This is a genomic window from Polynucleobacter paludilacus (genome assembly GCF_018687595.1).
GTDB lineage: Bacteria > Pseudomonadota > Gammaproteobacteria > Burkholderiales > Burkholderiaceae > Polynucleobacter > Polynucleobacter paludilacus.
On the sequence record NZ_CP061298.1, the window covers coordinates 26,355 to 43,182 of the forward strand.

A 16,828-nucleotide genomic window follows, 5' to 3' on the forward strand; every position below is an offset into this window, starting at 1 on the left:
TTTATAACTTGTGTTCTAAACTGGCATCTTACAGATTCACTTAACAAGTTCTCAAAATATGCCCATTAAATTAGGTATCGTTCCAGTTACGCCTTTTGAACAAAATTGTTCAATTTTGGTATGTCAAAAGACTGGTGATGCAGCTATTGTTGATCCAGGCGGCGATATAGAGAAGATCCTGGATGGCGTAAAGCAAATGGGTGGCAAGGTAAAAAAGATTCTGCTTACGCACGGACATCTTGATCATTGTGCTGCAGCTCAAGAGCTATCAGAGCAATTGGACGTCCCGATTGAGGGCCCTCAAATTGAGGAACGTTTTTGGATTGATCAATTACCAGAGCAAACCCTTCGTTTTGGGTTTGGTCACGCTAGGGTTTTTGAGCCCAATCGCTGGCTTAATGACGGAGATCATGTCCAAGTTGGCGATGTAGATTTCGAAGTTTTCCACTGCCCAGGACATACTCCGGGACACGTTGTATTTTTTGACAAAGAAGATAAGCTAGCCTTGGTTGGCGACGTGTTGTTTGCGGGATCAATTGGTCGAACCGATTTCCCGCGCGGTAATCACGCCGATTTAATTAATGCCATAAAGACAAAGTTATGGCCCTTAGGCGATGAGGTGCAATTTGTGCCCGGACATGGGCCGATGTCTACTTTTGGACAAGAAAGAAAAACCAATCCCTATGTTGGGGATGGTGTCTAGTCCCGTTTTAGGTTTTTGCAGAGCCCGTACGATGTGTGCGGTTGTAAAGGCAGCTTGCGCAAATCCAACGTTGCTTACGATTGCTGGTCGGAATCCAGGTTCCGCCCTCAAGGCGCTTTTCACGACTGCAAGAAGAGCAAAACTTAAGGCTCTGGGAGGTTTCTTGGGTAGCGGCTGGAGTCGAGGTAGTCATGGGCAATCCGGGTAAGACAAATCAAAACAGAAGGTCTATTTTACCCGTTTTGTCCGGCTGGGACTGGGCTTAGCAGAACTCGAACCGAATCGGCCGTTTTATTACCATCAAAATCCAACCAAGCTTTATTTTCGAAGTCATATAGCTTGCATTTGCTGGCAGTATCGAAATACCAGCTCCAAGAGAATTTTTGAATGAAAATCCGCTCTGGAAGCATTGTTTCGAGGGTATTTTGCGCATCCTTTAAGTTGTAAAGAGGGATGCTCATATCAACGTGATGGGCGGTATGTTCCATGATGTGGTGCATCAGAGCGCCCCACATCCAGCCAAAAGTCAAGTGGACAGTGGTGGAAACAAAGGGCTGGGCACGCAACCACTCTGATTTTTTGTCATACCAAGATACAGAGGGATGGGTGTGGTGAACATACACCACAAAACCAATCATTCCATTCCAGAACAAGAATGGAAGAGCAAAACCGGTAATGAGGCCAACCCAAACAGACTGACCTGTTGCCAATGCTCCAGCGATTAAGCAAGCAATCCAGACGATCGCAAAAGCCGTAACCAATAGGTTGTCTTTCAGAAAAATCGGACGATCACCCGGCTTATTTTTCGCATTTGGGAAATACTCACGTCTCCACCAAATCTCAATGAGGTAGTAAAAGACTGGGCCCCAACCGCTTCTGTAAAGACGTTCAAGTGTTTTACGCCATGCTGGCAAAGCATCAAATTCAGCCTTTGATAGAGGCGCCCAGACAAAATCAAATCCCTTTAGATTTGTTTGACCATGGTGAACCACGTTATGGCCAACATCCCAAAGGCTGTAGGGGGTGAGTGAGGGTAAGAAGGCAATTCGGCCAAGTACCTTATTAAGTTCACGATTAGGCGTAAAGCTTTGGTGACAGGCATCATGCCCCAAGATGAAAATGCGACCAGTAACAAAGCCAGCAATTAAGCCTAATGCAATCTTGACCGCAATATTTTCAATAAAAATAGTGCCTGCAATGCAGCCCAGCCATAAAGCAGCATCAAGTACTAAAAGACCTAGCGCACGACCAATTTGGCCTTGTGCCATATGAATTAGCCAGCCGCGAATGATTTTGCGATGAGGCAATGGCTCGCTAGGGGCTAAGGGAGCCATGTTTTGATCGGAAAGAGATGGATTTAGGTGATTAGACACGTTAATATTCAATAGAAATCAATTATTTAGAGCTAAATCATAGCGGTTTTTGAGTTTTCGCGCATGACCTAGGTCAAAAATACCCCTACTTTGGCGCGCCCGGCAGGAATCGAACCTGCGACCCTTGGCTTCGGAGGCCAATACTCTATCCACTGAGCTACGGGCGCCATTTGAAACCCATCATTGGCTGCACTCGTATTGTAAGTGCCCTAGGCAAAAAGCACTCGCTATAATTGAGCCTAATTAACCCAACAACCTATAAAACTACAAAAGCCCTATGAGCAATGAGCACGGCAACCTAATTAAGTCACCAAAACAACTCATCACCGTTGTATTTGCAAGTTTTTTTGTGCCATTGATTGTGATTTTATTGTTGATGGTTTATGTCAATAACGGTAAGCGTATTGATAGCGGTAAGTCTGCTGATGAAATTATCAAGCCAGTTGGCCAGCTGAATGTTCAGGATGCCAATTCTCCGGCTGAAGCCAAGACTGGCGGCTAGCCCTAGCCAAGAGATTAATAAAGCTGACAGATGGTCAGCTTTATTTTTTTGCACCCTCCACTTTGGAATCGATGGCTGCTTGATAAGCCTCTTTTTTTGACACTGAGAGAGTTTGAGCCAGAACTGCAGCAATTTCTTTGCTGCCTAGGTAAGGCTTGAGTGTATCAACCCAGAGGCTCAATAAGTCATCTGAAACTAGATCCTTGCCGACTTTGCGACCCGAAACCATAATGACAAATTCACCCTTTAGGCTAGATGCTTGTGCTAGCCACTGTGGAATATCGGCAGCCCTAACGAAACTAACTTGCTCAAATTTTTTGGTTAATTCTCGCCCAATCATGAGTTCACGTTCTGGCTCAAGAGTCTGCGAAATTCGTATTAAGGTTTCTTGAATATGATGGGGTGATTCGAAAAAGATGCTGGTTTGTAAGCTTTTTTGAATGAGCATTAGGAGGGCATCACGCTCTTTTGTTTTATTTGGCCAGAAGCCTAAAAATTGAAAGCGCCCTTCCGATGCGCTTAATACGGAACCCCCTACCGAAACTGCTGCAGCAACCGCACTGGCGCCAGGAATAGGAATTACTCTAAAGCCTGCTGCATGGACAGCTTGGACTAAGCGGGCGCCAGGATCGGATACCCCGGGCGTACCCGCATCCGAGATGTATGCCCATCTTTCATGATTGGCCAGATGTTGAATGACGGTTTGGGCACCACTCATCTCATTATGTTCATGCAGGGCTAAACATTTTTTATGAATGCCGAATTGTTGAAGCAGTGCAACACTATGACGGGTATCCTCGCACGCAATTCCTTCAACTGCGTTTAGGACATGCAGGGCGCGCAAGGTAATGTCACCAAGATTGCCGATTGGGGTTGCAACCAGATACAGCGCCTCGGCTGGCAAATCTTGCTGCTTCAGAAAGTCAAAACGATCAAATTCCATAGATATTGTTTGCAAGTCAGTCTTATACAAGTAAGAGCATACGTGGGTTTTATCCAGAGCCCCATGAAACAGTGTTTCACTTCAAATTGGGTCATAATATTGCTATGGATCAAAAAACAATTGAACGCTTGCGTGCAAGAGCCTCGCAACACTTTTTAGACAGCATTGCAGTGAAGCAAGAGGCGGAGAAAATTCTGCCAACTGCAGTAGCTCAGGGTGTTATTGCCATGACAGACTGTTTGCGCAACGGTGGCAAAGTGATGGCTTGTGGCAATGGCGGATCGGCCGCTGATGCGCAACATTTTGCAGCAGAGTTAATCGGCCGTTTTGAGCGCGAGCGTCAAGAGCTTGCCGCAATTGCATTGACTACTGATAGCTCGATTCTGACGGCTGTTGGAAATGATTACAGCTACGACGAAGTTTTTAGCAAGCAAGTACGGGGGCTCGGTAAACCAGGCGATATCTTGCTAGGCATTTCTACCTCAGGCAATTCTAAGAATGTAGTGAAAGCCATCGAGGCTGCAAAAAAACTCGGCATGAAAGTGATTGCGCTAACTGGCAATGGCGGCGGAAAAATTGCCAGCCTGTTAGATAGTAATGATGTGCATCTTTGTGCGCCCTCCACTCGCACCGCTCGTATTCAAGAAACGCATTTAGTTTTATTGCATAGCCTTTGCGATGGCGTTGACCATTTGATGTTTGATTAAACGATTTTCAAGAAAATATAAATGCAGACTCAGTCCCTCAGTAAATTGATTGTCGTTGGAGCATTGCTTTCATTTTTATCGGGGTGCGGAGTTTTTGCTGTGGGTGGAGTTGCCGCAACCGCTTCAGTGATGGCTGATCGTCGAAGTCCTGGTGTTCAAGCAACCGACAAAGGATTGGAGTTAGAAGCAGATAGTGCACTTGCAAAACGTTTTGGAAACTCAGCCCATATCAACGTGAACTCTTTCAATCAGAAAGTATTGCTCACTGGCGAAGTGAAGAATGATGAGATCAAGAATCAAGCTGCTGAGTACGTCAAGAGCCTGAAGAACGTTCGTTCAGTATTCAATCAATTAATCGTAGGGCCAAACAGTTCTTATGCTGCTCGCGCAAGCGATTCGTATTTAGACTCCAAAGTAAAGACCCAAATGATCTTTACAGATAAGTTGCCATCAAATTCAATGGACATCATTGTTGAGGGTGACAACGTTTACTTGATGGGCATCCTCACTCAAAACGAGGCAGATCTAGCTAAAAAAGTAGCCAGCAATACTAACGGAGTTAAAGAAGTATTTGCATTCTTTGACATCATCTCTGATGCTGAGAAGGTCCGCTTAGAAAAGTTAGGTAAGGCAGAAGAAAGCCAGCCTACAAGCCCTGCAAAGTTTCAATAGCATTCATTTTTAGTTAATGAAATTAGTGAGAGTCTGTGCCAAAGCAATTCTCTTCACATTTATTTTTTGTTCATTGCGCATCCCACAAGTGCATGCAAGCTCAGATAATGAAAAGGCTTACGTAATAGCAAAACAAAATGCATGTCTAGGTTGTCATGCGGTCAATAAAAAAATTGTGGGCCCAAGCTATCAAGATGTTGCAAAAAAATATCAGGGCAATACAAATGCGGTGGTGTATTTGAAAAACAAAATTCGTCATGGTGGTGTGGGAGCATGGGGTGTTGTCCCAATGCCTGCGAATACTAAATTAAGTGATGCAGAACTATCGATATTGAGCGCTTGGATTTTGCAAGGCGCGCCAACCCCCAGGTAAATTAAACCTTAGCGACTCCGTGACTTAAGAACCACTGCCATATATCGTTAGTATTTTTGAGGTTTGACTTTAGTGCGTAATCAAAGTTAGCCCACTGAGCATTAGCAACTTCTGTAACGAGCGTGGCCGAAGTGGCTGGATCAAGTTTGAGATAGGCATCAGCATCGCCATATGCAAACTCAACACGCATACCCGCCTTTTGTGCCAAGCTCATCATCGATTTGTTATTTGCCAAACAATGCACGTACAAAGTTTCAACGCGCGTGTTGCGTGAATGTGTCGCCGCTCTATCAAGCAGTGCTGTGCCTACGCCGTGACCCCGTGCGTGCTCAAGAACAGATACTCCAAACTCTGCAGCAAGAGCCTGATTTTTTTGTGCGGGTAAGTAGGCTAAGTGTGCGAGTCCAAGTATCTTGAGATCAGCATCAAATACTGCGAAGACAGAATCATGATCAAAATTGAGATTCTCAACGTAGTGTTCAATGACTTCATCGGGAGTCTGGGTACCAAAGCGTAGGCGACGATCCTCTTCTTCTAGTAAAAGAAAATGTTCTAGGATGGCAGCACGGTGTCCGGCGTTTAATTCGCGGACTGGAACGGCTAGACCGCTGGGGCTCGGCAAATCACCATTTTTTGTATACATAGCAATACTCTAGCAGGCTTCTCCAAATATTTCAGGGTTTTCCCTTATAAGACAGGAAAAACAACACTTATTTCACGGTTGATAACCTAAAAATTGGGTGATTGCAGAAGAAAAAAACCAAAAAATTGCAAATTACTGTCAGGAGCCCCATTTTTTTCATAAAAGTGTAATTTTTTTATTTTTTCTATATCCTTGATTTTGATACGTTTTCTGGATTTGGCTATCAAAAAATAGCGTTTTTATAAGAAAAAGACTACGAAAGGTGTTGACGACCCAAAATAAGTGCGCTATAGTCTCACCTCTCTGCTGGATGTTATTTGAAATACAAAACAAGCCAGCCCTCTTTAAAAATTAGTCAACCGATAATTGTGGGTACTAAGTGAAAGCATCCAGTCCTTCGGGACAGATGTAAATAAATAGTACTCATAGACAGTAAAAAGATTTGGTTTTATTACCAAGTCAATTTCTTGAATGAGTGCGACGATCCGTAAGGATCACAGGAATTGAACTGAAGAGTTTGATCCTGGCTCAGATTGAACGCTGGCGGCATGCCTTACACATGCAAGTCGAACGGCAGCACGGGTGCTTGCACCTGGTGGCGAGTGGCGAACGGGTGAGTAATACATCGGAACGTACCTTATCGTGGGGGATAACGCAGCGAAAGCTGTGCTAATACCGCATACGCCCTGAGGGGGAAAGCGGGGGATCGAAAGACCTCGCGCGATTAGAGCGGCCGATGCCTGATTAGCTTGTTGGTGGGGTAAAAGCCCACCAAGGCGACGATCAGTAGCTGGTCTGAGAGGACGATCAGCCACACTGGGACTGAGACACGGCCCAGACTCCTACGGGAGGCAGCAGTGGGGAATTTTGGACAATGGGGGCAACCCTGATCCAGCAATGCCGCGTGAGTGAAGAAGGCCTTCGGGTTGTAAAGCTCTTTTGTCAGGGAAGAAACACCGGCTCTAACACAGTCCGGGAATGACGGTACCTGAAGAATAAGCACCGGCTAACTACGTGCCAGCAGCCGCGGTAATACGTAGGGTGCGAGCGTTAATCGGAATTACTGGGCGTAAAGCGTGCGCAGGCGGTTATACAAGACAGGCGTGAAATCCCCGGGCTTAACCTGGGAATGGCGCCTGTGACTGTATAGCTAGAGTGTGTCAGAGGGGGGTAGAATTCCACGTGTAGCAGTGAAATGCGTAGATATGTGGAGGAATACCAATGGCGAAGGCAGCCCCCTGGGATAACACTGACGCTCATGCACGAAAGCGTGGGGAGCAAACAGGATTAGATACCCTGGTAGTCCACGCCCTAAACGATGCTGACTAGTTGTTCGGGATTTACATCCTGAGTAACGTAGCTAACGCGTGAAGTCAGCCGCCTGGGGAGTACGGTCGCAAGATTAAAACTCAAAGGAATTGACGGGGACCCGCACAAGCGGTGGATGATGTGGATTAATTCGATGCAACGCGAAAAACCTTACCTACCCTTGACATGTCACTAACGAAGTAGAGATACATTAGGTGCTCGTAAGAGAAAGTGAACACAGGTGCTGCATGGCTGTCGTCAGCTCGTGTCGTGAGATGTTGGGTTAAGTCCCGCAACGAGCGCAACCCTTGTCTTTAGTTGCTACGCAAGAGCACTCTAAAGAGACTGCCGGTGACAAACCGGAGGAAGGTGGGGATGACGTCAAGTCCTCATGGCCCTTATGGGTAGGGCTTCACACGTCATACAATGGTGCATACAGAGGGTTGCCAACCCGCGAGGGGGAGCTAATCTCAGAAAATGCATCGTAGTCCGGATCGTAGTCTGCAACTCGACTACGTGAAGCTGGAATCGCTAGTAATCGCGGATCAGAATGTCGCGGTGAATACGTTCCCGGGTCTTGTACACACCGCCCGTCATACCATGGGAGTGGGTTTTGCCAGAAGCCGTTAGCCTAACCGCAAGGAGGGCGACTGCCACGGCAGGGTTCATGACTGGGGTAAAGTCGTAACAAGGTAGCCGTATCGGAAGGTGCGGCTGGATCACCTCCTTTCTAGAGAAAGATGCTGGATCTATAGTGCCCACACTTATCGGTTGACAATAAAAGCCACGGGTCTGTAGCTCAGCTGGTTAGAGCACTGTGTTGATAACGCAGGGGTCGTAGGTTCAAGTCCTACCAGACCCACCAATCAGCAGTAGCGATATGGACTTAGTGGACGTTGGGGGATTAGCTCAGCTGGGAGAGCACCTGCTTTGCAAGCAGGGGGTCGTCGGTTCGATCCCGTCATCCTCCACCAACATCTAAATGTCAAAACTAAGCAATTTATCGATTGTTTAGTTTTGCCATTTATGGCTGTTCTTTAAAAATTTGAGTAAGCAAAGTGTCAAATGTTTCTTTGAGAGGACATTTGACAATGTAATAAGGGTAAAGATTGAATCATCAATCAGTAATACAAACGAGTTTTACCAAGTTCTTTAACAAGTACTTACAGTTTGGATTACGGCAAACATGTCAGAAGTAGAAGTAAAACCTGTAACAGGTACTAGCAATGGTGCTCGTTATAGGATCAAGTGAATAAGTGCACATGATGGATGCCTTGGCGATTACAGGCGACGAAAGACGTTATAACCTGCGATAAGCCCCGGGGAGCTGGTAAATAAGCTTTGATCCGGGGATTTCTGAATGGGGAAACCCACCACTTTTGTGGTATCCATACCTGAATACATAGGGTATGAGAAGCGAACCTCGTGAACTGAAACATCTAAGTAGCGAGAGGAAAAGACATCAACCGAGATTCCCAGAGTAGTGGCGAGCGAAATGGGAAGAGCCTTCTAGTGATATCTCAGTAATTAACAGAATGGAATGGAAAGTCCAACAATAAAGGGTGATAGTCCCGTATGTGAAAATTATTGAGTGGTACTAGGCTAGAGACAAGTAGGGCGGGACACGTGAAATCCTGTCTGAATATGGGGGGACCATCCTCCAAGGCTAAATACTCGTAATCGACCGATAGTGAACAAGTACCGTGAGGGAAAGGCGAAAAGAACCCCGGGAGGGGAGTGAAATAGATCCTGAAATTGTGTGCATACAAACAGTAGGAGCCTCGTAAGGGGTGACTGCGTACCTTTTGTATAATGGGTCAGCGACTTACATTCAGTAGCAAGCTTAACCGAATAGGGAAGGCGTAGCGAAAGCGAGTCCGAATAGGGCGTTAGTTGCTGGGTGTAGACCCGAAACCAGTTGATCTATCCATGGCCAGGTTGAAGGTGCGGTAACACGTACTGGAGGACCGAACCCACTAACGTTGAAAAGTTAGGGGATGAGCTGTGGATAGGGGTGAAAGGCTAAACAAAACTGGAAATAGCTGGTTCTCTCCGAAAACTATTTAGGTAGTGCCTCGTGTATCACTGTAGGGGGTAGAGCACTGTCATGGTAGTGGGGTCCATTGCGGATTACTGCGCCATAGCAAACTCCGAATACCTACAAGTGCAAGCACGGGAGACAGACATCGGGTGCTAACGTCCGGTGTCAAGAGGGAAACAACCCAGACCGCCAGCTAAGGTCCCTAATATATGCTAAGTGGGAAACGAAGTGGGAAGGCTAAAACAGTCAGGAGGTTGGCTTAGAAGCAGCCATCCTTTAAAGAAAGCGTAATAGCTCACTGATCGAGTCGTCCTGCGCGGAAGATGTAACGGGGCTAAGCATATAACCGAAGCTGCGGATCACAGTAATGTGATGGTAGGAGAGCGTTCTGTAAGCCTGTGAAGGTGTCTTGTAAAGGATGCTGGAGGTATCAGAAGTGCGAATGCTGACATGAGTAGCGATAAAGGGGGTGAAAAGCCCCCTCGCCGTAAGCCCAAGGTTTCCTGTTCAACGTTCATCGGAACAGGGTGAGTCGGCCCCTAAGGCGAGGCAGAGATGCGTAGCTGATGGGAACAAGGTTAATATTCCTTGACCATTGTTAGATGCGATGGGGGGACGGATCGCGGAAAGTTGTCCGGGTGTTGGATATTCCCGGTTCTTGCGTTGGAGATGGCTATTAGGTAAATCCGGTAGCGTAATTCAAGGGCGTGAGACGAGCGAATTTATTCGCGAAGCAATTGGAAGTGGTTCCAAGAAAAGCCTCTAAGCTTCAGTCTAACAAGACCGTACCGCAAACCGACACAGGTGGGCGAGATGAGTATTCTAAGGCGCTTGAGAGAACTCAGGAGAAGGAACTCGGCAAATTTGCACCGTAACTTCGGGATAAGGTGCGCCCTTGTAGTTTGACCGTGAACAACGGGAGGACGAAAGGGTTGCAATAAAAAGGTGGCTGCGACTGTTTAATAAAAACACAGCACTCTGCAAACACGAAAGTGGACGTATAGGGTGTGACGCCTGCCCGGTGCTGGAAGATTAAATGATGGGGTGCAAGCTCTTGATTGAAGTCCCAGTAAACGGCGGCCGTAACTATAACGGTCCTAAGGTAGCGAAATTCCTTGTCGGGTAAGTTCCGACCTGCACGAATGGCGTAACGATGGCCACACTGTCTCCTCCTGAGACTCAGCGAAGTTGAAATGTTTGTGATGATGCAATCTACCCGTGGCTAGACGGAAAGACCCCATGAACCTTTACTGTAGCTTTGCATTGGACTTTGAATCGGTCTGTGTAGGATAGGTGGGAGGCGTTGAAAGCGGAATGCTAGTTTCGCTGGAGCCAACCTTGAAATACCACCCTGATTTATTTGAGGTTCTAACCTTGGCCCATTATCTGGGTCGGGAACAGTGCATGGTAGGCAGTTTGACTGGGGCGGTCTCCTCCCAAAGTGTAACGGAGGAGTACGAAGGTACGCTTGGTACGGTCGGACATCGTACCTAAAGTGCAATGGCAAAAGCGTGCTTAACTGCGAGACCGACAAGTCGAGCAGGTGCGAAAGCAGGTCATAGTGATCCGGTGGTTCTGTATGGAAGGGCCATCGCTCAACGGATAAAAGGTACTCTGGGGATAACAGGCTGATACCGCCCAAGAGTTCATATCGACGGCGGTGTTTGGCACCTCGATGTCGGCTCATCTCATCCTGGGGCTGTAGCCGGTCCCAAGGGTATGGCTGTTCGCCATTTAAAGAGGTACGTGAGCTGGGTTTAAAACGTCGTGAGACAGTTTGGTCCCTATCTGCCATGGGCGTTGGAGATTTGACGGGGGCTGCTCCTAGTACGAGAGGACCGGAGTGGACATTCCGCTGGTGTACCTGTTGTTTCGCCAGAAGCATCGCAGGGTAGCTATGAATGGAAGAGATAACCGCTGAAAGCATCTAAGCGGGAAACTTGCCTGAAGATGAGATCTCCCGTAGGTTTAACCTACATAAAGGGTCGTTGAAGACCACAACGTTGATAGGTCGGGTGTGGAAGCGCAGTAATGCGTTAAGCTAACCGATACTAATTGCCCGTTAGGCTTGATCCTATAACCAGCACTATTGTGTTGGATGTTTGCCAGATTTAATCTGCATCCTTATTACATGCTTACTCAAATCGAACTGTTGATAAATCAACAGTTCAACCCTCTACGCCCGGTGACCATAGCAAGTTGGAACCACTCCTTCCCATCTCGAACAGGACAGTGAAACGACTTTACGCCGATGATAGTGCGGATTACCCGTGTGAAAGTAGGTAACTGCCGGGCACCAAAGCGACGCCCAGACCCTCTTAGGTCTGGGCGTTTTTACTTGTGCAAAGCGTTTGAGAGATTGACAGATACTCCGTTAGGAGTCAAAATATTGGGTTCGCGGAGGGGTGTCCGAGCGGCTAAAGGAGGCAGACTGTAAATCTGTTGGCTATGCCTACGTAGGTTCGAATCCTACCCCCTCCACCAAGATGTGCGGGATTAGTTTAATGGTAAAACAGCAGATTTCCAATCTTCGGTCAAGAGTTCGATTCTCTTATCCCGCTCCAGTATTTGTAGCATAAGATTGGCCCATGTGGCTCAGTGGTAGAGCACTCCCTTGGTAAGGGAGAGGTCGGCAGTTCGATCCTGCCCATGGGCACCATGTTTCGGTTTATAAATTGTGATTTCGTAGGTTTGAAGAGTTAACTAAAGGCAGACAAAAATGGCAAAAGAAAAATTTGAGCGGACAAAACCGCACGTAAACGTAGGCACTATTGGTCACGTTGACCACGGTAAAACTACTTTGACAGCAGCAATTGCAACCGTGCTTTCTAAGCAATTCGGTGGCGAAGCAAAAGCATACGATCAGATCGATGCTGCTCCTGAAGAAAAGGCCCGTGGTATTACGATTAATACTGCGCACGTTGAGTATGAGACTGCAAATCGTCACTACGCTCACGTTGATTGCCCAGGACATGCTGACTACGTTAAGAACATGATTACTGGCGCTGCCCAAATGGACGGCGCAATTTTGGTTTGCTCTGCAGCTGACGGCCCAATGCCACAAACCCGTGAGCACATCCTCTTGGCACGCCAAGTTGGCGTTCCTTACATCGTCGTGTTTTTGAACAAGTGCGACATGGTTGATGATGCTGAGTTGTTAGAGCTCGTCGAGATGGAAGTGCGTGAACTGTTATCTAAGTACAACTTCCCTGGCGATGACACACCGATCATCCATGGTTCTGCTAAGTTAGCCCTTGAAGGCGACGAAGGTCCATTGGGTAAAGAAGCCATCATGAAATTGGCTGAAGCTTTAGATACTTATATTCCTACTCCAGAGCGCGCAGTTGACGGTGCGTTCTTGATGCCAGTAGAAGATGTGTTCTCCATCTCTGGTCGCGGCACTGTGGTGACTGGTCGTATTGAGCGCGGTATTGTTAAGGTTGGTGAAGAGATTGAAATCATTGGTATTAAGCCAACTCTGAAAACCACCTGTACTGGTGTAGAGATGTTCCGTAAATTGCTCGACCAAGGTCAAGCAGGCGATAACGTCGGTATTTTGCTCCGCGGTACAAAGCGTGAAGAAGTTGAGCGTGGCCAAGTATTAGCTAAGCCAGGTTCAATCACCCCACATACTCACTTTACAGCCGAGGTTTATATCTTGGGTAAAGATGAAGGTGGTCGTCATACTCCGTTCTTTAACAACTATCGTCCCCAGTTTTACTTCCGTACAACGGACGTAACTGGCTCAATCGAGTTGCCAAAAGACAAAGAGATGGTCATGCCTGGCGATAACGTCACCATTACCGTCAAACTCATCGCGCCAATTGCGATGGAAGAAGGTTTACGTTTTGCGATCCGTGAAGGTGGCCGTACTGTTGGCGCCGGAGTGGTTGCAAAGATTTTGGCTTAAGTAGTTTTTTGAAATAAAGGGGTGTAGCTCAATTGGCAGAGCGTTGGTCTCCAAAACCAAAGGTTGGGGGTTCGATGCCCTCCGCCCCTGCCACGATTTGAACTGAAAGCAATATGTCGCAACAAACAGTAGGTCATTCTGAAGATAAAAGCAACTGGGTCTCTGGACTCGCTGCTTTGATTGTCGTAGCAGCATTGGTTTTGTACTACGTGCTGGTTGACCAATCTTTATTGTTGCGATTAGCCGTCTTATTTGGCGGCATTGCAATTGCGTTTTTGATTGTGGCGATTTCACCAGAAGGGCGTAGGTTTTTCTCCTACGCAAAAGATTCTTGGTACGAAGTAAAGAAAGTTGTTTGGCCAACTCGTAAAGAAGCCACCCAAATGACTTTGGTCGTATTTGGTTTTGTTCTGATCATGTCCCTGTTTTTATGGGTTGCAGACAAATTGATTGAATGGCTAGTTTTTTCAGTCTTCTTAGGCTGGAAGTGAGTAATAAATATGATTGATTCTGAATTGGCCGCAAATCCACAAGCTACTGGCAATATGCGCTGGTATGTTATTCATGCCTATTCGGGTATGGAAAAAAGTGTCAAAAAAGGTCTCGAGGAGCGTATTGCACGTTCGGGCATGCCTGAAAAATTCGGCCGTATTTTGGTCCCATCCGAAGAGGTAGTGGAGATCAAGTCCGGTCAAAAGTCAGTTTCAGAGCGCCGTTTCTTCCCAGGATATGTCCTGATTGAGATGGAAATGACCGACGAAAGTTGGCATTTGGTGAAAAATACGCCAAAAGTAACTGGTTTCGTTGGAGGCGTTAGAAACCGCCCAAGCCCGATTTCGACGGCTGAAGTATCGAAAATCATGGATCAAATGCAGGCAGGGGTTGATAAACCTAAGCCTAAGACTCTTTTTGAGGTTGGAGAAATCGTGCGGGTCAAAGAGGGCCCATTTGTCGATTTCAATGGAAATATTGAAGAAGTCAATTACGAGAAGTCAAGATTGCGCGTTTCTGTTACAATATTTGGCCGCGGTACCCCAGTTGAGCTGGAGTTCGGCCAAGTAGAAAAGATGTAAAAACAAGGACTTAGTCGAGTTTTGTACTGCAGTAGATTTATTTAGAAGGTTATTTAGTTTTTGTATTTAACCGAGGAGCGGAGCTAGAAAGCCAAAAACTAGCAAAGCGTTTACTCAACGGCGGTCTTTCCTTATAAGGTCAGGCGCGCTTTTAGGAGCAATACATGGCAAAGAAGATTATTGGCTTTATTAAACTGCAGATTCCTGCAGGTAAAGCAAACCCCTCACCTCCCGTCGGTCCAGCATTGGGTCAACGCGGTCTGAACATTATGGAATTCTGTAAGGCGTTCAATGCTCAAACTCAGAGCATGGAACCAGGCCTGCCTATTCCAGTTGTGATCACAGCATTTGCTGACAAGAGCTTCACGTTCATCATGAAGACTCCACCAGCAACCATCATGATCAAGAAGGCTGCGAAGTTGGAAAAAGGTTCACCACGCCCCCATACCGATAAGGTTGGAAAAATTACTCGTGCTCAAGCAGAAGAAATTGCTAAAGCAAAAATGCCAGATTTGACAGCAGCCGATATGGACGCAGCTGTTAGAACAATCGCTGGTAGCGCCCGTTCCATGGGCATCACTGTGGAAGGTCTCTAATCATGACTAAATTATCTAAACGCGTAAAAGCGATTCAATCCAAGGTTGATCGCAATAAGTTTTACTCACTGGAAGAAGCCTTGACCCTCGTTAAAGAGTGTGCAACTGCCAAGTTCGATGAGTCTATCGATGTTGCAGTTCAGCTTGGTATTGATGCCAAGAAATCTGACCAAGTGGTGCGCGGTGCAGTGGTGCTCCCGGCTGGTACAGGCAAGCATGTTCGTGTTGCAGTTTTTGCGCAAGGCGAGAAAGCTGAACAAGCCAAAGCCGCTGGCGCAGAAATCGTAGGCATGGAAGAGTTGGCTGAGCAAATTAAAGGCGGCAAAATTGATTTTGATATTTTGATCGCATCCCCAGACACCATGAAAATCGTTGGTACCTTAGGTCAGGTATTGGGCCCACGTGGTTTGATGCCAAATCCAAAAGTAGGAACCGTTACCCCTGATGTTGCAACTGCGGTTAAGAATGCAAAAGCAGGTCAAGTGCAATTCCGGGTGGACAAAGCCGGTATCGTGCACGCAAGTATTGGCCGTCGTTCATTCGAGCCAACTGCATTGAAGACCAATTTACTTGCATTGCTAGAGGCTTTGAATAAAGCAAAGCCACCAGCATCTAAGGGAATTTATTTGAAGAAGGTTGCCGTGAGCAGCACCATGGGTGCAGGCGTACGCGTAGACCAGGCTTCGCTACAAGCAGCACAGTAATTTGTAGCAAAAGAACTTTGGGTCGACTCTGTAGCTAGAGTCGAACATCAAAGACCGTTGGCGGGTTAGTTGCTTGTACAGAGTTAACTCTTAATTGTTACGAAAGTAATGGCCAGCGCAGATGGCGACCCTGAAAAGATTTCGCAAGAGTTTCTTGTGATTGAACAATCAGACGCTGGTGTGTAACCCCAACTGGCAACAGTTGGTTTTTATGGAGTTAAACCGTGCCTTTGAATGTAGAAGACAAAAAAGCAATCGTTGCTGATGTCGGCGCTCAATTGGCTGGAGCCCAAACTGTCGTTCTCGCTGAATACCGTGGTATTCCGGTTGAGGAATTGACAAAGCTGCGTGCTAGCGCTCGTAGTCAAGGTGTATACCTTCGCGTTTTGAAGAACACATTGGCACGTCGTGCTGCACAAGGTACACAGTTTGAGCCTCTTGCTGATTCGATGGTTGGCCCCTTGATCTATGGCATCTCTGCGGATCCTATTGCTTCGGCAAAAGTACTGCAAGGCTTTGCTAAGACTCAAGACAAGCTAGTCATTACTGCTGGCTTATACAACGGCAAGTTGTTAGATGTTGCAGGTGTTAAAGCCCTAGCAACAATTCCAAGCCGCGATGAGTTGTTATCGCAGTTGTTGGGCGTCATGTTGGCCCCAGTATCTGCAATGGCTCGCGTATTGGGCGCAGTAGCAGCACAAAAGGCAGCTGGAGCACCTGCTCCTGTTGAAGCACCCGTAGCAGAAGTTGTAGCAGCCCCAGCAGAAGCAGTAGCTGAAGCCGCCGCACCTGAAGCAAGTGCTGAGCCTGCAGCCGCAGCCCCAGAAGCTGGAACAGAAACCAAAGAACCCCCTGCTGCTGAATAAGCGACAGATTAACTATTTAAGTATTAGGAGCTAAAAATGGCGATTACTAAAGAAGAAATTATTGATGCAGTAGGTAGCATGTCCGTAATGGATTTGAACGACTTGGTAAAAGCGTTCGAAGAGAAGTTTGGCGTTTCCGCTGCAGCGATGGCTGTTGCTGGTCCTGCTGGTGCTGGTGGCGGCGGTGCAGCTGCTGAAGAGCAAACTGAGTTCACCGTGAACTTGCTCGAAGCTGGTGCAAACAAGGTTTCAGTAATTAAGGCAGTTCGTGAAATTACTGGTCTTGGCCTCAAGGAAGCAAAAGACTTGGTTGATGGCGCACCTAAGCCAATCAAAGAAGCTGTCGACAAAAAGACTGCTGAAGAAGCCAAGAAGAAGCTCGAAGAAGCTGGCGCAAAAGCAGAACTCAAGTAA

The 16,828-nt window shown here is 46.9% G+C and carries 15 protein-coding genes, 7 tRNA genes, 3 rRNA genes and 1 pseudogene; 21 read left to right on the forward strand and 5 right to left on the reverse strand.

Going from position 1 to position 16,828, the window contains the following annotated elements; genetic code table 11:
• The first annotated feature begins 58 nt into the window (after positions 1 to 58).
• On the forward strand, positions 59 to 703 hold the full coding sequence (locus AOC06_RS00135) for an MBL fold metallo-hydrolase (RefSeq protein ID WP_439650670.1): 645 nt from the start codon (positions 59 to 61) through the stop codon (positions 701 to 703).
• 7 nt (positions 704 to 710) lie between these two features.
• Here AOC06_RS00135 and AOC06_RS00140 read toward each other — a convergent pair whose 3' ends face one another.
• The 3 genes from AOC06_RS00140 to AOC06_RS00150 all read right to left on the reverse strand — a co-directional run bounded on the left by AOC06_RS00140 (position 711) and on the right by AOC06_RS00150 (position 2,243).
• Positions 711 to 896 (reverse strand): hypothetical protein, encoded by a 186-nt coding sequence (locus tag AOC06_RS00140; protein WP_041396810.1) that lies wholly within the window; start codon positions 894 to 896, stop codon positions 711 to 713.
• Positions 897 to 936: 40 nt separating this feature from the next.
• Positions 937 to 1,971, reverse strand: a complete 1,035-nt coding sequence (locus tag AOC06_RS00145; RefSeq protein WP_439650704.1) for a fatty acid desaturase — start codon at positions 1,969 to 1,971, stop codon at positions 937 to 939.
• Positions 1,972 to 2,167: 196 nt separating this feature from the next.
• Positions 2,168 to 2,243: transfer RNA gene (locus AOC06_RS00150), tRNA-Arg, on the reverse strand.
• Between the two features lie 110 nt (positions 2,244 to 2,353).
• Here AOC06_RS00150 and AOC06_RS00155 point away from each other — a divergent pair.
• On the forward strand, positions 2,354 to 2,578 hold the full coding sequence (locus AOC06_RS00155; RefSeq protein ID WP_215380316.1) for a hypothetical protein: 225 nt from the start codon (positions 2,354 to 2,356) through the stop codon (positions 2,576 to 2,578).
• 40 nt (positions 2,579 to 2,618) lie between these two features.
• On the opposite strand, the gene rsmI is transcribed toward AOC06_RS00155, so the two are convergent.
• Positions 2,619 to 3,521, reverse strand: a complete 903-nt coding sequence (gene rsmI / locus AOC06_RS00160) for a 16S rRNA (cytidine(1402)-2'-O)-methyltransferase (protein WP_215380319.1) — start codon at positions 3,519 to 3,521, stop codon at positions 2,619 to 2,621.
• 104 nt (positions 3,522 to 3,625) lie between these two features.
• On the opposite strand from rsmI, the gene AOC06_RS00165 reads away from it, so the two are divergent.
• The 3 genes from AOC06_RS00165 to AOC06_RS00175 are packed head-to-tail and all read left to right on the forward strand — an operon-like array spanning position 3,626 to position 5,273.
• Positions 3,626 to 4,228, forward strand: coding sequence for a phosphoheptose isomerase (locus AOC06_RS00165; protein ID WP_215380322.1), 603 nt, complete (start codon positions 3,626 to 3,628; stop codon positions 4,226 to 4,228).
• Between the two features lie 21 nt (positions 4,229 to 4,249).
• Positions 4,250 to 4,900 (forward strand): BON domain-containing protein, encoded by a 651-nt coding sequence (locus AOC06_RS00170; protein ID WP_215380325.1) that lies wholly within the window; start codon positions 4,250 to 4,252, stop codon positions 4,898 to 4,900.
• A gap of 16 nt (positions 4,901 to 4,916) precedes the next feature.
• Positions 4,917 to 5,273 carry a c-type cytochrome gene (locus AOC06_RS00175; RefSeq protein ID WP_255879963.1) on the forward strand — a complete coding sequence of 119 codons (357 nt, stop codon included), beginning with the start codon at positions 4,917 to 4,919 and terminating at the stop codon, positions 5,271 to 5,273.
• A gap of 1 nt (position 5,274) precedes the next feature.
• On the opposite strand, the gene AOC06_RS00180 is transcribed toward AOC06_RS00175, so the two are convergent.
• Complete coding sequence (locus AOC06_RS00180; RefSeq protein WP_215380328.1) at positions 5,275 to 5,916, reverse strand: GNAT family N-acetyltransferase; 642 nt, start codon at positions 5,914 to 5,916, stop codon at positions 5,275 to 5,277.
• A gap of 505 nt (positions 5,917 to 6,421) precedes the next feature.
• Here AOC06_RS00180 and AOC06_RS00185 point away from each other — a divergent pair.
• The 16 genes and pseudogenes from AOC06_RS00185 to rplL all read left to right on the forward strand — a co-directional run bounded on the left by AOC06_RS00185 (position 6,422) and on the right by rplL (position 16,828).
• A 16S ribosomal RNA gene (locus AOC06_RS00185) occupies positions 6,422 to 7,954 on the forward strand.
• A 58-nt stretch (positions 7,955 to 8,012) separates the two neighbouring features.
• Positions 8,013 to 8,089 (forward strand) — tRNA-Ile (locus tag AOC06_RS00190).
• A gap of 33 nt (positions 8,090 to 8,122) precedes the next feature.
• Positions 8,123 to 8,198, forward strand: a tRNA-Ala gene (locus AOC06_RS00195).
• A gap of 268 nt (positions 8,199 to 8,466) precedes the next feature.
• Positions 8,467 to 11,341: ribosomal RNA gene (locus AOC06_RS00200) — 23S ribosomal RNA — on the forward strand.
• Positions 11,342 to 11,446: 105 nt separating this feature from the next.
• Positions 11,447 to 11,560, forward strand: a 5S ribosomal RNA gene (rrf, locus tag AOC06_RS00205).
• The 16S, 23S and 5S rRNA genes sit together here with 5 tRNA genes alongside, the layout of an rRNA operon.
• A gap of 104 nt (positions 11,561 to 11,664) precedes the next feature.
• Positions 11,665 to 11,749, forward strand: a tRNA-Tyr gene (locus AOC06_RS00210).
• Positions 11,750 to 11,755: 6 nt separating this feature from the next.
• Positions 11,756 to 11,829 (forward strand) — tRNA-Gly (locus tag AOC06_RS00215).
• A gap of 20 nt (positions 11,830 to 11,849) precedes the next feature.
• A tRNA-Thr gene (locus AOC06_RS00220) sits at positions 11,850 to 11,924 on the forward strand.
• A gap of 60 nt (positions 11,925 to 11,984) precedes the next feature.
• Complete coding sequence (tuf, locus tag AOC06_RS00225) at positions 11,985 to 13,175, forward strand: elongation factor Tu (RefSeq protein WP_215336684.1); 1,191 nt, start codon at positions 11,985 to 11,987, stop codon at positions 13,173 to 13,175.
• 17 nt (positions 13,176 to 13,192) lie between these two features.
• A tRNA-Trp gene (locus tag AOC06_RS00230) sits at positions 13,193 to 13,268 on the forward strand.
• A gap of 20 nt (positions 13,269 to 13,288) precedes the next feature.
• Positions 13,289 to 13,666: a preprotein translocase subunit SecE gene (gene secE, locus AOC06_RS00235; RefSeq protein ID WP_215380331.1), complete on the forward strand. Its 378-nt coding sequence runs from the start codon at positions 13,289 to 13,291 to the stop codon at positions 13,664 to 13,666.
• A gap of 9 nt (positions 13,667 to 13,675) precedes the next feature.
• Positions 13,676 to 14,248, forward strand: a complete 573-nt coding sequence (gene nusG, locus AOC06_RS00240) for a transcription termination/antitermination protein NusG (RefSeq protein ID WP_215336672.1) — start codon at positions 13,676 to 13,678, stop codon at positions 14,246 to 14,248.
• A 164-nt stretch (positions 14,249 to 14,412) separates the two neighbouring features.
• Positions 14,413 to 14,844, forward strand: coding sequence for a 50S ribosomal protein L11 (gene rplK / locus AOC06_RS00245; RefSeq protein ID WP_112202579.1), 432 nt, complete (start codon positions 14,413 to 14,415; stop codon positions 14,842 to 14,844).
• A 2-nt stretch (positions 14,845 to 14,846) separates the two neighbouring features.
• Positions 14,847 to 15,548, forward strand: a complete 702-nt coding sequence (gene rplA, locus AOC06_RS00250; protein WP_215336674.1) for a 50S ribosomal protein L1 — start codon at positions 14,847 to 14,849, stop codon at positions 15,546 to 15,548.
• A 224-nt stretch (positions 15,549 to 15,772) separates the two neighbouring features.
• Positions 15,773 to 16,291: pseudogene (rplJ, locus tag AOC06_RS00255) on the forward strand (50S ribosomal protein L10); the annotation flags it as partial.
• A gap of 159 nt (positions 16,292 to 16,450) precedes the next feature.
• Complete coding sequence (rplL, locus tag AOC06_RS00260) at positions 16,451 to 16,828, forward strand: 50S ribosomal protein L7/L12 (RefSeq protein WP_087908794.1); 378 nt, start codon at positions 16,451 to 16,453, stop codon at positions 16,826 to 16,828.

Coding starts and splice junctions, on each gene's coding strand:
- AOC06_RS00135 (WP_439650670.1), top strand. CDS start 59: ATGCCCATTAAATTAGGTATCGTTCCAGTTACGCCTTTTGAACAAAAT.
- AOC06_RS00140 (WP_041396810.1), bottom strand. CDS start 896: ATGACTACCTCGACTCCAGCCGCTACCCAAGAAACCTCCCAGAGCCTT.
- AOC06_RS00145 (WP_439650704.1), bottom strand. CDS start 1,971: ATGGCACAAGGCCAAATTGGTCGTGCGCTAGGTCTTTTAGTACTTGAT.
- AOC06_RS00155 (WP_215380316.1), top strand. CDS start 2,354: ATGAGCAATGAGCACGGCAACCTAATTAAGTCACCAAAACAACTCATC.
- rsmI (WP_215380319.1), bottom strand. CDS start 3,521: ATGGAATTTGATCGTTTTGACTTTCTGAAGCAGCAAGATTTGCCAGCC.
- AOC06_RS00165 (WP_215380322.1), top strand. CDS start 3,626: ATGGATCAAAAAACAATTGAACGCTTGCGTGCAAGAGCCTCGCAACAC.
- AOC06_RS00170 (WP_215380325.1), top strand. CDS start 4,250: ATGCAGACTCAGTCCCTCAGTAAATTGATTGTCGTTGGAGCATTGCTT.
- AOC06_RS00175 (WP_255879963.1), top strand. CDS start 4,917: ATGAAATTAGTGAGAGTCTGTGCCAAAGCAATTCTCTTCACATTTATT.
- AOC06_RS00180 (WP_215380328.1), bottom strand. CDS start 5,916: ATGTATACAAAAAATGGTGATTTGCCGAGCCCCAGCGGTCTAGCCGTT.
- tuf (WP_215336684.1), top strand. CDS start 11,985: ATGGCAAAAGAAAAATTTGAGCGGACAAAACCGCACGTAAACGTAGGC.
- secE (WP_215380331.1), top strand. CDS start 13,289: ATGTCGCAACAAACAGTAGGTCATTCTGAAGATAAAAGCAACTGGGTC.
- nusG (WP_215336672.1), top strand. CDS start 13,676: ATGATTGATTCTGAATTGGCCGCAAATCCACAAGCTACTGGCAATATG.
- rplK (WP_112202579.1), top strand. CDS start 14,413: ATGGCAAAGAAGATTATTGGCTTTATTAAACTGCAGATTCCTGCAGGT.
- rplA (WP_215336674.1), top strand. CDS start 14,847: ATGACTAAATTATCTAAACGCGTAAAAGCGATTCAATCCAAGGTTGAT.
- rplL (WP_087908794.1), top strand. CDS start 16,451: ATGGCGATTACTAAAGAAGAAATTATTGATGCAGTAGGTAGCATGTCC.